The 13,765-nt window shown below is 71.9% G+C and carries 12 protein-coding genes and 1 pseudogene; 6 read left to right on the plus strand and 7 right to left on the minus strand.

The features are described from left to right. Positions 1-9: 9 nt before the first annotated feature. A complete protein-coding gene (gene helR / locus ABD127_RS01215; protein WP_344196860.1) occupies positions 10-2,151 on the minus strand; it encodes an RNA polymerase recycling motor ATPase HelR in 2,142 nt (713 codons plus the stop codon). A 208-nt stretch (positions 2,152-2,359) separates the two neighbouring features. Here helR and ABD127_RS01220 point away from each other — a divergent pair, with 208 nt between their 5' ends. Both ABD127_RS01220 and ABD127_RS01225 read left to right on the plus strand, forming a co-directional pair. Beyond that, positions 2,360-2,929, plus strand: a complete 570-nt coding sequence (locus tag ABD127_RS01220) for a type 1 glutamine amidotransferase domain-containing protein (protein WP_344196862.1) — start codon at positions 2,360-2,362, stop codon at positions 2,927-2,929. Positions 2,930-3,047: 118 nt separating this feature from the next. After that, complete coding sequence (locus ABD127_RS01225) at positions 3,048-3,350, plus strand: GIY-YIG nuclease family protein (RefSeq protein ID WP_344196864.1); 303 nt, start codon at positions 3,048-3,050, stop codon at positions 3,348-3,350. A 65-nt stretch (positions 3,351-3,415) separates the two neighbouring features. Here ABD127_RS01225 and ABD127_RS01230 read toward each other — a convergent pair whose 3' ends face one another. From ABD127_RS01230 to ABD127_RS01240, 3 genes are all read right to left on the minus strand, one after another. Continuing rightward, positions 3,416-5,755, minus strand: a complete 2,340-nt coding sequence (locus ABD127_RS01230) for an ATP-dependent DNA ligase (RefSeq protein WP_344196866.1) — start codon at positions 5,753-5,755, stop codon at positions 3,416-3,418. Position 5,756: 1 nt separating this feature from the next. Next, on the minus strand, positions 5,757-6,698 hold the full coding sequence (gene ku / locus ABD127_RS01235; protein ID WP_344196868.1) for a non-homologous end joining protein Ku: 942 nt from the start codon (positions 6,696-6,698) through the stop codon (positions 5,757-5,759). A gap of 73 nt (positions 6,699-6,771) precedes the next feature. Next, entirely contained in the window at positions 6,772-6,978 is a 207-nt protein-coding gene (locus ABD127_RS01240; RefSeq protein WP_344196870.1) for a hypothetical protein, read from the minus strand. 116 nt (positions 6,979-7,094) lie between these two features. Between ABD127_RS01240 and ABD127_RS01245 the strand changes: the two genes are divergently transcribed. After that, positions 7,095-7,313, plus strand: coding sequence for a hypothetical protein (locus tag ABD127_RS01245; RefSeq protein WP_344196872.1), 219 nt, complete (start codon positions 7,095-7,097; stop codon positions 7,311-7,313). 42 nt (positions 7,314-7,355) lie between these two features. Here the strand turns inward: ABD127_RS01245 and ABD127_RS01250 are convergent, their stop codons facing one another. Continuing rightward, the gene (locus tag ABD127_RS01250) at positions 7,356-7,823 is read right to left on the minus strand and encodes a MarR family winged helix-turn-helix transcriptional regulator (protein ID WP_344196874.1); all 468 of its coding nucleotides are present in this window, start codon (positions 7,821-7,823) and stop codon (positions 7,356-7,358) included. 83 nt (positions 7,824-7,906) lie between these two features. Here ABD127_RS01250 and ABD127_RS01255 point away from each other — a divergent pair. Together ABD127_RS01255 and ABD127_RS01260 are read left to right on the plus strand one after the other, a co-directional pair. After that, a pseudogene (locus ABD127_RS01255) lies at positions 7,907-9,388 on the plus strand (MFS transporter); the annotation flags it as partial. Positions 9,389-9,459: 71 nt separating this feature from the next. Next, entirely contained in the window at positions 9,460-11,025 is a 1,566-nt protein-coding gene (locus ABD127_RS01260) for an LPXTG cell wall anchor domain-containing protein (protein WP_344196876.1), read from the plus strand. Here ABD127_RS01260 and ABD127_RS01265 read toward each other — a convergent pair. After that, positions 11,022-11,675, minus strand: coding sequence for a dihydrofolate reductase family protein (locus ABD127_RS01265; protein WP_344196878.1), 654 nt, complete (start codon positions 11,673-11,675; stop codon positions 11,022-11,024). The two genes, ABD127_RS01260 and ABD127_RS01265, sit on opposite strands and share 4 nt — an antisense overlap. Before the next feature lie 89 nt (positions 11,676-11,764). Here ABD127_RS01265 and ABD127_RS01270 point away from each other — a divergent pair, with 89 nt between their 5' ends. Then, positions 11,765-12,937, plus strand: coding sequence for a YibE/F family protein (locus ABD127_RS01270; protein ID WP_344196880.1), 1,173 nt, complete (start codon positions 11,765-11,767; stop codon positions 12,935-12,937). A gap of 26 nt (positions 12,938-12,963) precedes the next feature. Here the strand turns inward: ABD127_RS01270 and ABD127_RS01275 are convergent, their stop codons facing one another. Then, positions 12,964-13,692, minus strand: a complete 729-nt coding sequence (locus tag ABD127_RS01275; RefSeq protein WP_344196881.1) for a DUF429 domain-containing protein — start codon at positions 13,690-13,692, stop codon at positions 12,964-12,966. Positions 13,693-13,765: the final 73 nt, after the last annotated feature.

A 13,765-nucleotide genomic window follows, 5' to 3' on the forward strand; every position in this document is an offset into this window, starting at 1 on the left:
GCGCCGACCTCAGTCCAGCACGACGAGCCGCTGTGTCGCGCGGGTCATGGCGACGTAGCGATCGACGGCTCCGGCGACGCCGCCGCCGAACGACTCCGGCTCCAGGAGCACCACGAGGTCGAACTCCAGGCCCTTCGCCAGCTCCGGCGTCAACGACCGGACCCGGGGATCGGCCGGCACCTCGCGTGGCTCCGCAGCGATCACGCACGCGGCGCCGTCGTCGGCCTCGGCGAGCCACGCGGACAGGACCTCGTCGAGATCGGTCACGTCACCGCGGCTCACGGCAACCCCCGTGCTGCGGATCGAGGTGGGCACGTTCGCGTCGGGGAGCGCCGCGCGGATGACGGGCTCCGCCTCGGTCATGACCTCGGCGGGCGTGCGGTAGTTGATCGTGAGGGAGGCGAGCTCGACCTGGGGCAGCCCGACGCGGGCCAGCCGCTCCTGCCACGACTCGGCGAATCCGTGCCGTGCCTGCGCCCGGTCGCCCACGATGGTGAAGCTGCGCGAGGGGCACCGTGCGACCAGCATCTGCCACTCCGCGTCGGTGAGCTCTTGCGCCTCGTCGACCACGACGTGCGCGAAGGGGCCGGCCAGCAGGTCCGGGTCGGCGTCGGGCACCAGGGAGGAGTCGTCGAGCGACGCCTGCAGGTCCTCGCCCTTGAGCATCGACATCAGCATCAGCTCGGAGTCGTCCGTCGCGATCAGGTGGTCCACGACCTGGCTCCTGCGCTCGCGCTCGGCCGCTGCCGTGTCGTCCCGAAGGCGTCGTCGCCCCGAGGCGTCGGGGTCGCCGAGCCGGAGCCTGGCCGCGTCCAGGAGGGGGAGGTCGGCGTCGGTCCAGGCGTACCCGTCCTCGCGCTGGAGCAGGCGCACCTCCTCAGGCGAGAGCCACGGGGCGCACCGTCGCAGGTAGGCCGGCACGGTCCAGAGGTCGGCGACCAGGTCGGCCGGCTCGACGATCGTCCAGGCGCGGTCGAAGACGTCGCGGAGGTCACGGTTCCGGTCGAGCGAGCGCCGCAGCCCTTCGGTCGGTTCCTGCTCGAGCCGGTCGGCGACGATCGCGACCAGGGCGTCCCACACCTGGTCGCGTGCCTCGTTGTGCGGCGTCCCGGGCTCCGCCGCACCGAAGGCCTCGGCCCAGTCCTGGACGCTCAGCCGCACGTCCGCCCACGGCGTCTCGATCGTGAGCGGCGAGGTGGGCGGGTCCTCGTACAGCGCGACGGCCGGCTCGATCGCGCGCAGCAGCCCGATGCCGGACTTCAGACGCGCGACCTCGGCATCCGTCTCGCGACGGGCGCCGCGCCCCTCCGGGACGAGGTCGCGCACGGTGCACGTCTGCACGCCCTCCTCGCCGAGGCTCGGCAGCACGTCCGAGACGTACGCCAGGTACGGCGCGTGCGGGCCGACGAACAGCACCCCGCCGCGGCGGTGGCCGAGGCGCGGGTCGGAGTACAGGAGGTAGGCGGTGCGGTGCAGGGCGACGACGGTCTTGCCCGTGCCCGGGCCGCCGTCGATCACCAGGGCACCCGTGGACCCGGCGCGGATGATCGCGTCCTGGTCGGCCTGGATCGTGCCGAGCACGTCGCGCATGCGGTCCGATCGGCTGCTGCCGAGCGAGGCGATGAAGGCCGACTGGTCGTCGAGAGCGACCTGCGAGGCGAGTCCGTCGGCGGTGAAGGCCTCGTCCCAGTAGTCGCTGACCCGACCCTGGGTCCAGCGGTAGCGGCGCCTGCTCGCCAGGCCCATCGGGTCGGCGTGCGTCGCGCCGAAGAACGGCTCGGCGATGGGGGAGCGCCAGTCGACCAGGAGCTGCTCACCACCCGCCGCGGTCAGGCCGAGGCGGCCCACGTGCACGTGCTCGCCGTCGGTCGTGACCATGCGGCCGAGGCAGAGGTCGACGCCGAACCGACGCAGCACGCGCAGCCGCGACGTCAGGTGGTGGATCTCCTGGTCGCGCTCGAGCGCCTCGGTGCCGCCGCGGGTGGGTCGGCGCCGGGCCGCGTCGAGGCGCTCGGCGTGATCGCTGATCTGCGTCTCGAGCGACGTCGCGATGCGGGCGAAGTGCCGCTCGTCGTCGCCGACGAGGGCGTCGTCGGCCTTCGCCGCGAGCCGCTCGGGCAGGTGGAAGATCGTGTCGTGCGTGTGGGTCATGAAGCCCCGTCTCCCCTCGAATTCCGGTGACAGCCGCACATTCTGCGCCCCGGAGGGGGTCTTGCGGCAAGCCCCCGTTCGCGCTATACCTTGGGAGTGGAGGGGATGGTTTCCCCTCCTTTCGCATGTCCGGGCCGCTCCTTGCGTGAGGGGTAGCGTCGACGGGGTACTCCCTGGACGACCTACCTCGATCAGAAACGGAGCCCCCATGAGCACGCTGAACGGCACGAAGATCCTCGTCCTGACCTCCCAGGAAGGCGTCGAGAAGGCCGAGCTCGAGCAGCCCCTCGCCGCGATCCGCGACGCGGGCGGCACCGCCGTCCACGCCGCGCCGAAGGTCGAGCCGGTGCAGTCGATGGTCGGTGACACCGACAAGGACAGCACCTTCGACCCCGACGTCGCGATCGCCGACGTGCAGGTCGCCGACTACGACGCCCTGGTGATCCCGGGTGGCACCGTCAATGCCGACCACGTCCGGGCGGACGCCGCCTCGGTCGCGCTCGTGACGGCGTTCGTCGAGGCGAAGAAGCCCGTCGCGGCGATCTGCCACGGTCCGTGGGCCCTCGTCGAGGCCGCGGTGCTCCCGGGCAAGACGCTCACGTCGTTCCCGTCGCTGCGCACCGACATCACCAACGCCGGCGGCACGTGGGTCGACGAGACCGTCTTCCACTGCCCCGGCAACGACTGGGACCTCATCACCTCCCGCAACCCCGACGACCTCGAGGCGTTCAACGCGAAGATCGTCGAGGTCGTCGGAGCCCGAGGCCCCCGCATCTGACCGCCTCGCACCTCAGGGCCCGGAACGACCGCCCCCTGAGGTGCGACGAAGGAGCCTCGAAGGGGGCACCTGTGGATGACGACTTTCGTCACAACGCCGGACCCGCTGTGCTGGGCCGATGGCAGCGGTCTACATCCTCCGGTGCGCCGACGGGTCGTACTACGTCGGCAGCACGCGCAACCTCGGGCACCGGCTTCAGCAGCATGCCGATGGCGGCGGAGCGGTGTACACCCGCGACCGACTACCCGTCGTCTGCGTGTGGGCTCAGGAGACTCCGAGCGTCCGTGAGGCCTACGGTTGGGAGCGGAAGATCCACGGGTGGTCGAGGGCCAAGAAGGAGGCGCTGATCGCTGGCGAGTGGGAGCTGCTGCCGCCCCTGTCGCGACGGCGCGGCGGAAAGCCGCCGCCGGAGCAGGGTTGAGGCATGCCCTTCGAGGCTCGTCGTTCCTCCTCGCACCTCAGGGCCCGAAGCCGGTCCGGGCGGGGTCACTCGCGGACGATGTCGGCGGGGTCGACGTCGGTGCGGAGGCCCCGCCAGACGGGGTGGCGCAGGTGGCCGTCGCCGGTGAGCTCGCTGAACACGACCTCGCCGACGATCCGCGGCGTCACCCAGCGGGCGTCCCTCCGCACGTCCGACGGGACCTCGTCGAAGGGTGAGGTCTTGCGCTCGAGTCGGCCGAGTCGGCCGGTGAGGTGCTCGAGGTCGCGCTCGGTGAATCCCGTGCCGACCCGACCGACGTAGGTCAGGCCGCCGTCCTCGGGGATGCCGACCAGCAGCGAGCCGACCCCGCCCGAGCGGCGCCCGTTGCCAGGTCGCCACCCGCCGATCACGACCGACTGCGACCTCTGGTGCTTGAGCTTGACCCAGGACCTCGACCGCCTGCCGGGCAGGTACGTCGAGTCCGTGCGCTTGGCGACGACACCCTCGAGCCCGCGCTCACGGCTCTCGGCGACGGCCTCCTCGAGCGTCCCGGTGAAGGCTGGCGGCACCTCGACGGAGTCCAGGTCGTCCAGCGCCAGCCCGGCCAGCTCCTCCCGCCGTTGCGCGTACCCCTTCGACGTGAGGTCGCGTCCACCGGCGCGGAGCACGTCGAAGACCAGAAACCTCACCGGCACCTCCTCCCGGGCTGCGGCCACGTCCGCCTCGTCGGCGAGCTGGATGCGCCGTTGGAGCAGACCGAAGTCCGGGGCGCCGCCGCGGCCGAGCGCCACGATCTCGCCGTCGAGCACCAGTGGCTTCGCGGGCGCGAGCGTCGCGAGGGCCTCGGCGACCTCGGGGTACGTGCCGGCGACCTGGCGCCCCGTGCGGCTGAGCAGGGCGACGTCGTCTCCGTCGACGACCGCGATCGTGCGCACGCCGTCCCACTTCATCTCGAAGGCCCAGTCGTCCCCCTGCAGGTCGTCGGCGGTGCCGGGCGAGGCGAGCATCGGCTCGACCGCGTGCCGCGAGGCGACCCGGGCGCGGGAGCGTGGCTCCATGGCGTGTGCGAGCCAGTTCTTGCCGGTGCGGACGAGAGCGATCCGACGCTCGCCGCCGAGCCCGCCGCCGTCGCGACCGGACAGCGTCACGATGACCTCGCCGTCGTTCCACTTCTCGGTCTCGTAGGTCCCGTCGTCCCAGATCAGCGACTCGCCGGCCCCGTACTCGCCCTTCGGGATCGTGCCCTCGAACGTCGCGTACTCGAGCGGGTGGTCCTCGGTCGGCACGGCCAGCCGGTTCCGCCTCGGGTCGTCCGGCACGCCCTTGGGCAGGGCCCAGCAGCGCAGCACGCCGTCGCGCTCCAGACGGAGGTCCCAGTGCAGGCTGCTCGCGTGGTGCTCGTGCACGACGAAGATCCGTCCCTCGCCGGAGCCGGTCGGGCGGCCCTTCGGCACCGGCTCGGGGGTGCGCCCGGCGTCACGCTTGGAGCGGTAGGCCTGCAGGCGGTCGGTCTCCTCGACCTCGTGACCCAGCGGCGCCAGCGGGTCCTTGCGCCGCCGCATCCGCGCGAGGACCTCGTCGAGCCGCAGGTGTCGCAGGTCGGGGTCGCCCAGCTCGCGCCACGTGCGGGGCACCGCGACGAACGGCTCGTCGCGGCCGCGCAGCGAGTAGGGCGCGATCGTGGTCTTCGCCCCGTTGTTCTGGCTCCAGTCGACGAGGACCTTGCCCTTCCGGTCGGACTTGCGCATCGAGGAGACCACGAGGTCGGGCAGCTCCTCCTCGAGCGCCTCCGCGACCCGCTTGGCGAAGGCGTTGATGCCGTCGGCGTCGTTCGTGCCGTCGAGCGCGGCGTACAGGTGGATGCCCTTGCTGCCGCTCGTGACGGGGACCGGGTCGAGGCCGATGTCCTTCAGCAGGGCGCGGGCGCGCTTGGCGACCTCGACGCACTCGGCCAGTCCGACGCCCGGCCCTGGGTCGAGGTCGAGCACGAGCCGGTCGGGGTTGAGGTGCTCACCACTCGCACCGACCCGCCACTGCGGCACGTGCAGCTCGAGCGCCGCGACCTGCCCCGCCCACGCCAGCGCCGCCGGCTCGGCGAACAGCGGGTACGTCGTGGTGCGGGCCTTGTGCTCGATCGGCACGCGTGGGATCCAGTCCGGCGCGGAGTCGGGGAGGTTCTTCTCGAAGAACACCTCGCCGGGCCTGCGCTCCGTGCCGACACCGTCGACCCATCGCTTGCGCGTCACGATGCGGCCCGCGACGTGCGGCAGGAGGTAGGGCGCGATCGTCACGTAGTACTCGATGACATCGGCCTTGGTCGTGCCCGTGGCCGGGTAGAGGACCTTCTCGGGGTGGGTCAGCCGGAGCTGCCGACCGCCGATCTCGGTCGTGACGGCCGCGGCCACGTCACGCAGACTTCTTCTTGGCTGCGGCCTTCTTCGCGGCGGTCTTCTTCGCGGGCGCCTTCTTGGCGGCGGTCTTCTTGGCGGCGGTCTTCTTCTTCGCCGGCGCCTTCTTGGCGGTGCTCTTCTTGGCGGGGGCCTTCTTGGCCGGCGTCTTCTTCGTGGCGCTCGAGCGCTTCGAGAGGCTGCGCTCGAGCGCGTCCATCAGGTCGATGACGTTGTCGCCGGCGTCGTCGCCACTGTCGTCGGTCACGAGCACCTCGGCGTCGTCACCCTTCTCGAGCTTCTGCGCGATGAGCTCGCGCAGCTGCTCCTGGTACTCGTCGGTGAACGCGCTGGGGTCGAAGTCGTCCGAGAGCGACTCCACGAGCTGCGACGCCATGTCGCGCTCGCGCTCGGAGATCTTGGGCGTGCTGCCGAGCACCTCGAAGGCGGGGGAGCGCACCTCGTCGTCCCACAGCATCGTCTGCAGCACCAGGACGTCCCCGCGCACGCGCAGGGCGGCGAGCCGGGTCTTGCGGCGCAGCGCGAAGCGCACGATCGCCGTGCGATCGGTGTCCTCCAGGGCGCGCCTCAGCAGCGTGTAGGGCTTGAGCGCCTTGTCCTCGGGCTCGAGGAAGTAGGCCTTGTCGAGCCGCAGGATCTCGACCTGGTCGGCCGGGACGAACTCGACCACCTCGATCTCGTGGTCGCGCTCCGCGGGCAGCAGCTCGAAGTCCTCGTCGGACAGCACGACCCGGCGGCCGCCCTCCTCGTACGCGCGGTCGATGTCCTCGTACGAGACGACCTTGCCGCACTCCTCGCACCGGCGCTGGTACTTGATCCGGCCGCCGTCCTTGGCGTGCACCTGGTGCAGGGGGAGGTCGTGGGACTCGGTGGCGCTGTAGACCTTCACCGGCACCGAGACGAGGCCGAAGCTGATCGCGCCCTTCCAGATCGCTCGCATGTCAGTAGTGAACCGCGAAGTCGCAGCGGTCGCTCGCCGGCCGGCAGGGGGCGCCGGCCGGCGAGGACCAGTCTCAGAGGCGCTCGTCGCCGTCGCGGTCGGATCCGCTGGCGGGCTCCGGCGGCTCGGCGGGGCGCCCGTCGTCGTCCAGCTCGCTCGCGTCGGGCGAGGGCTGGGTCGGGGGCTCGTCGCTGTCGGGCTCGGTGTCGGGGGACGTCTTCGGGTCGACGGGCGCCGTGCCGTCGGTGCCGGGTCCGGCGTCAGGGTGGGAGGCGTTCATCGGGGTCTCCTCGAGCTCGAGCGGAAGGGGGTCGCGTGAGGAGTACCCGCGATCGACGGGCGCACGCATCCGCCTCTTCGGTGCATGACCTGCGCCCCACGGGGTACACGCCGGGCATGAGCACTTTCACCGATGACCAGCTCGAAGCCATCCAGAACGTCGTCGACCGCGTCGCGAGCTACCAGGACGGCGCGCCGTCGGGGACCGTCGCGGAGGAGCTCCGCAAGGGGTTCGACGAAGCAGGCGTGACGGTGGAGGAGGACCAGCTCGATCGACTTGCGCAGGCGATCGACGCTGCTGACGGTGACGTCACCGCCTCCGACGTCCTGGGCTGACCCCCTCCTACCGGGTCCGTCCAGCGCGAGCCCCGTTCCCGGTCACCGACCGGGAACGGGGCTCGTCTCGTCCACCGCCGTGCCGTAGGCGTCGACGAACGCGACGAAGTCGTCCAGGAACGTCGCGCGCCGATCGGCGGGGACGGCGGCGAGCGCTGCGCGCACGTACCCGAGATGGCGGTCGAACGACCGGGAGAACAGCTCCCGCCCCTCGTCGGTCACGACGAGCGGGCGGGCGTGCTGTGCATCGGGGTCGGCGCGCGCCACGAGGCCGTGACCGAGCGCGGCGTTGACCTGACGGTTCACGGTGGACTGCTCGAGGCCCAGCCCGTCGGCGATCTCGCGCATCGTCCGCGGGGTGCCGTCGGACAGCAGCCACAGCAGGCGGCGGTCCGCGACCCGGATCTCGGCAGTGTCCTCGGCGGACCGCTGGGCGCGCTCGAGCGTCGCGATCGTGATGATCGCGACGCCCTCGGGGGAGTCGCGCAGATCGTCTGTGACCCGGGCCATGTCACTCCTCAGTGGTTCTTCCGTGCAACGATGTGTAGTCTACATATTGGTCGTGCCGCACTGGCACGCCCCAGACTTCCCGAAGGACCTCCATGAGCGCCAGCACCTCCACCCGGCGGGTCTTCTCACCCTCCGCGGTCATCGCCATCCTCTGCATCGGCAGCCTCTCCGGCGCCCTGATGCAGTCGCTCGTCATCCCGATCCAGAGCGAGCTGCCCCAGCTGCTCGGCACCGACGCCGGCAGCGCGTCGTGGGCCGTCACCGCCACGCTCCTCGCCGCCGCGGTCACGATGCCCGTCAGCGGTCGCCTGGCCGACATGTACGGCAAGAAGCGCGTGCTCGTCGCCTCGGCGGGGATCCTCGCGGTCGGCTCGCTCATCGCCGCCCTGTCCAGCACCCTGGCCCCGTTCCTCGTCGGCCGTGCCCTGCAGGGCGTCGCGATGGGCTACATCCCGGTCGCGATCAGCCTCGTCCGCGAGGTCGCCCCGAAGGAGAAGGCGGCCGGCGCAGTCGCAGCGGTCAGCGCCACGCTCGGCGTCGGCGGTGCCCTCGGCCTGCCGCTCGCGGCCTGGATCGCGCAGGACTACTCCTGGCACGGGCTCTTCTGGGTCTCGACCGGCCTCGCACTCGTGGTCCTGGTCCTGACCGCCGCGGTCGTGCCGACGGTGCGTGACTCCCACCCCGCACACATCGACGTCGTGGGCATCCTCGGCCTCGCGGTCGGACTCAGCGCCGCCCTGATCGGCGTCAGCAAGGGCTCGACCTGGGGCTGGGGCTCGCCCGAGACCGTGGGCTCGATCCTCGGCGGCGTGCTGGTCCTGCTCGCCTGGGGCGTGTACGAGCTGCGTCACGACGACCCCCTGGTCGACCTGCGCACCACCTCGCGCAAGCCCGTCCTGTTCACGAACCTCGCGGCCCTGCTGATCGGCTTCGGCATGATGGCGCAGGCCATCGTCGTCCCGCAGCTGCTGCAGCTGCCCGAGGCGACCGGCTACGGCCTCGGCCAGTCGATCCTGGCGGCCGGCCTCTGGATGGCGCCGGGCGGATTCATGATGCTGGTGTTCGCGCCGGTGTCCAGCCGCCTCATCACGACGGTCGGTGCGCGCATCACGCTCTCGATCGGCGCCGTCGTCATCAGCGCCGGCTACGTCCTGGCCCTCGGCCTGATGGACGCTCCGTGGCAGCTCATGGTCGCGTCGATCGTCGCCTCGGCCGGCGTCGGCATCGGCTACGCGGCCATGCCGACCCTGATCCTCGACAACGTCCCGGCCCGCGAGGCCGGCTCGGGCGTCGGCGTCAACGGCCTGATGCGCTCGGTCGGCACCACGATCGCGGGCGCCGTCATGGCCGCGATCCTGACGAGCCGCACGCTCGAGCTCGGCCCGGGCGTCACGGTGCCGGACGAGAGCGCGTTCCAGCTCTGCTTCCTGGTGGGTGCCGGCGCCGCGCTGGCCGGTGCGCTCGTCGCGCTCCTGGTGCCGAAGCTCCGCCGTCCCGACCCGGAGGCGCAGCAGCCGTCCGTGGATGCCGACGAGAGCGGAGAGCTCGCGCCGGTCAGCGTCTGAATGACCCGTGGCGGTGGTAGTTTTCGCCGGACGACGAGCGCCGACTCCTCGCACCTGCTCGGGAGTCGACCATGAGACCTGTCCGCCTGCTCATCGCGCTGCTCGCCGTGCTGCTGATGGCCACCATGGCTCCCGCCATGGCCGCCCCGGCTCCGACGATCACGGTCGACCCGACCATCACGAGCCGTTCGGCGTACCGGGTCATCGGAGTGCCGGTGAGCGCCGCGAACCTCACGGGGACGTCGGCCGACCTGCTCCTCGACGGCGAGCTCGTGCGGAGCCTGCCGGTCGCTGGGGACGGCACGATCACCCTCGACCACGTCACGTTCCCGACGATCACGCGGGGCCAGCACACGCTGGGTCTGCGCCAGGGCGGCGCCGTCGTCGCGTCGGCGGCGATCACGGTGGCGTTCGACCCGTTCGAGGTCGTGCCGCGGCCGATCTGGATCACCGCCGAGAAGCTGCGTGATGAGGGCGTCGTCCTCTCCGGCCAGAACCTCGGCGTGCGCACCAACTTCATCGCCCAGGTCGCGTCGGTGCGGCGCGAGGCGCAATCCGACGTCAACGGTCGGCTCGAGTTCACCATCAGGACCGAGGACGAGCTGCTCGCGCCGGGCCTCTACCCGGCCGGAGTGTTCGAGCAGCCCGGCAACGACCCCAACCGTCTGAGCTATCGCAACCTGCGCGTGACGGTGCTCGACGCCGTCACGCGCGACCGCGGAACGGTCGTCGAGGGCAGCGGCTTCGCTCCCGAGTCGGAGGTCCAGCTGCTCGTCGGAGGTCAGGTCCAGGGCTCGGCCGTCCCGAACAGCGACGGCGTGGTGCGCATCGACGCGCCCGTGACCGCCACGGTCGACGTGACCCTCCGCGGCCCGTCCGGCGAGGTGACGCGCTCGCTCAGCCTGACCCGCCGCGCCGACCTCACCGCCGAGCCGACCCCTGCCGAGGTCGCCGAGGCCGCACGCATCATCCAGGCGGCCCAGGACCTGCAGGCGACTTCGCAGACGTTGAAGGAGCGGGTCGAGGAGGTGGCCCAGACCTCGGGAGCCTCGTCGTCGACGGCGCCGGTCCCGGTCATCCTGCCGAACGGGCTCATCCAGGACGAGATCCGCGCGGTCGAGAGCATCTACGGCACCTATCCGGGCGCCACGACGACCCAGACGGCCGGTGGCACCCTCTCGATCAACGCCGGCGGCCTGCAGTCGCAGATGAGCTCGCAGGTCGACCGGGAGAACGCCCGGATCCGTGAGCTCCTGGCCCGGACGCAGTCGGGGTCGACCCCCGACCTCGATGCCCTCCTGGCCGAGATCGCCGAAGCAATGAGGAACACCGAGGCGGCCCAGAAGGCGGTCATCCGAAGCTCGACCCCGGAGCTCATCCCCGGTGCGCTGTCGGCCAACGGCGTCGCGACCGTGCCGGTCCCGAGCAGCTTCCGCGGCCTGCACCAGGTCGCCGTGGTCGACCTGGCCACGGGCATCGTCACGGTCTCGCAGCAGTTCCAGGTCGCGACACCGGCCGACGGGACGCTGCCCAACACCGGGTCCGACGTCGGTCCGGCGTGGATCGCTGCCGGCGCGCTCGCGGCCGCGGCGGGCGCCGTGCTGCTCGTCTCCGGTCGCCGTCGCCGGTACAGCTAGGGGGCCAGGACCTTGCGCGTGAACGTCACGTGCGAGGTGCCGCTCTCGGCCGCCTCGGAGCGGACGTCGAAGTCGGCCTCGAGGCCGCGCAGGTCGTCCCACAGCGAGATGCCGTGGTTGAGCACGATCGGCGCGATCGCGACGTGCAGCTCGTCGACCAGCCCCGCCCGCAGGTAGTCCTTCACGACGGTCGGGCCGCCGCCGATGCGCACGTCCTGGCCGTCGGCGGCAGCCATCGCGAGGTGCAGCGCGTCCTGTGGCTCGGCACTGATGAAGTGGAACGTCGTGCCGCCCTCCATCTCGAGCGTGGGACGCTCCCGGTCGGTCAGGACGAAGACGGGCATGTGGAACGGCGGGTTCGGACCCCACCAGCCCTTCCAGTCGGGGTCGTCACCGTAGAGGTCGAGGCCGAACTTGTGGGCGCCCATGATCTCGGCGCCGGTGCCCTCGAAGTAGCGGCGGGCGTAGGCGTCGTCGACCCCGGTGGTGCCGGTGTCGTTCTTGCCGAAGACCTGTTCCTGCATCGTGCGCGTCGCGAGGTAGGCGGCGACGAGGTGGCCCCAGTCCTCGCCGAACGGCTGCTCCGGCGTGCCGACGGGCGGCGCGGCGATGCCGTCGAGCGAGATGTTCAGGTCGGCGCGCACGCGCATGGCAGCTCCTTCAGGGCCGGTGGTGGTCCCAGCGTCGGGTCGGGCAGGGTGTACGTCAACCGCTGCCCCGCCCGAGAGGATCTCGCCCGATGACCGGAGGTCACTCCCACAGCCGACGAGCGGCGCCCGAGCCGGCACGGCTGCGGAGGGTCGCGGTCGTCGTGATCGCCCCGATCGCGGTGCTCACGATCGCGGCGATGGTGTGGCTGTGGCCGTCGGGCGGTGTGACGGGGGCCGAGGACGTCGCGGGGGAGCAGGTCGACGGGCAGGTCGTCGCGATCGCCGCGGAACCCTGCGCCGACGAGCTCGTCGAGGAGACGAACGGCTGCGGCACGGCGCAGGTGCGGCTCGACTCCGGGCCGGAGGAGGGCAGCACGATCGAGGTCGACCTGCCCAACGGCAGCGGGGCTCCGACGATCGCCGAGGGCGACGCGGTCGTCGTGCTCGTGAGCGACACCCCCGACGGCGACCTCTACTCGGTCGTCGACCACCAGCGCGGCCTGGAGCTGTGGGTGCTCGTGCTCGTGTCGGTCCTGGCCCTGCTGGCGTTCGGGCGGTGGCGCGGGCTTCGCGCCGTCGGCGGGCTGGCGGTGACGTTCGGCGTGCTGCTGTGGTTCATCGTCCCGGCGATCCTCGACGGGGAGCGGCCAGTGCTCGTGGCTCTGGTCGGGTCGGCGGCGATCATGCTGTCGGTCCTGTACCTGACGCACGGGTTCACGTTGACGACGACGGTCGCGGTGCTCGGCACGATCGCCAGCTTCGTGCTGACCGGCCAGCTGGCGGCCGTCTCCGTCGGGGCGCTGCACCTGACGGGGGTCACCGACGACCTCTCGATGGCGGTCGGCTCGACGTACGACGTCGACATGAGGGGGCTGCTGCTGGCCGGCATCGTGATCGGCACGCTCGGCGTCCTGGACGACATCACGGTGACCCAGGCGGCCACGGTCGACGAGCTCGCACAGGCCAACCCGGAGTACGGGGCGCTCGAGCTCTACCGGGCCGCGACGCGGGTCGGGCGGGCGCACATCGCGTCGGTCGTGAACACGATCATCCTGGCCTACGCCGGGTCGTCGCTGCCGGTCCTCGTGCTCGTCATCGCCGACAACGGCTCGCTCGCCGAGGTCGTGACCGACCAGTTCCTCGCGCAGGAGATCGTGCGCAGCCTCGTCGGCACCCTCGGCCTGATCGCCGCCGTCCCGATCACCACGGGCCTCGCGGCCGTGGCCCTGCGCCGCCAGCGAGACGAACCGTCGCCCGCCTGACCGGAGGTACCGCCCGGGTGGACCCGTCAGGGACCGGGCGGGGGAGGCGCGACGACGTAGCCCTCGGCGAGGGTGCCGTAGACCTGGAGCGCCTCGCGACGGTGGTGCCAGAGCCAGGCGACGTGCGCGCACAGGATCGCGTCGACCTCGTCCTCGATGCGGGTCAGGTCGCCGCGTGCCGGCGTCTCGACGAGGCGCACGATCTCGGTCCACCGGGGCGACTCCTGGAGCCGAAGCTCGCGGAGCGTCTCGAAGTGGGTGACGAGCTGCAGGAAGCCGGCGCGTCGGTCCGGGCCTTTCTTGTAGAGGATCCGACGCGGCAGCGAGAACAGCCCGATCATCGCGGCGTGGGGGTAGACCTCCAGGCACACCGGGACGCCGCGACCCGTGTCGCGGTCCGGGTCGACGCTCCAGCCGTGTCGTGCGGCCAGCAGCTCGGCGCGTGGCGGGTCGAACCACGGAATGCTCCGGTTCGAGGGGTACGCGGACGCCCCGAACCGGCCGAAGGCGCTGCCGATGAGCCGTTCGGCCGGTCGGGAGCCGGTGGCGTTCGGGACGACGAGAGGCGCGTCCACGCCGACCACCGTGGGTGCCGGTGCGTGCTCGGCGAGCCAGGCGTCGATCTCGTCGTCGGACCGCACGGCGGCGGAGGCGACGAGTCGCCCGCTGTCGTCGACGGCCGCGAGACCCGTGCGGTTTCGCGACGCCCACGCGAGATCGATGCCGACGAATCGGCGGGGCGTGGTGGACGGCACGATCCCACGATATCGACGTCGAAGAGCGCTCTCGCGTGGTTGAATCTGCGCACCAACCAGGACGAGGGAGACG

Origin of the sequence: Aeromicrobium alkaliterrae (genome assembly GCF_039529015.1) — a bacterium.
GTDB lineage: Bacteria > Actinomycetota > Actinomycetes > Propionibacteriales > Nocardioidaceae > Aeromicrobium > Aeromicrobium alkaliterrae.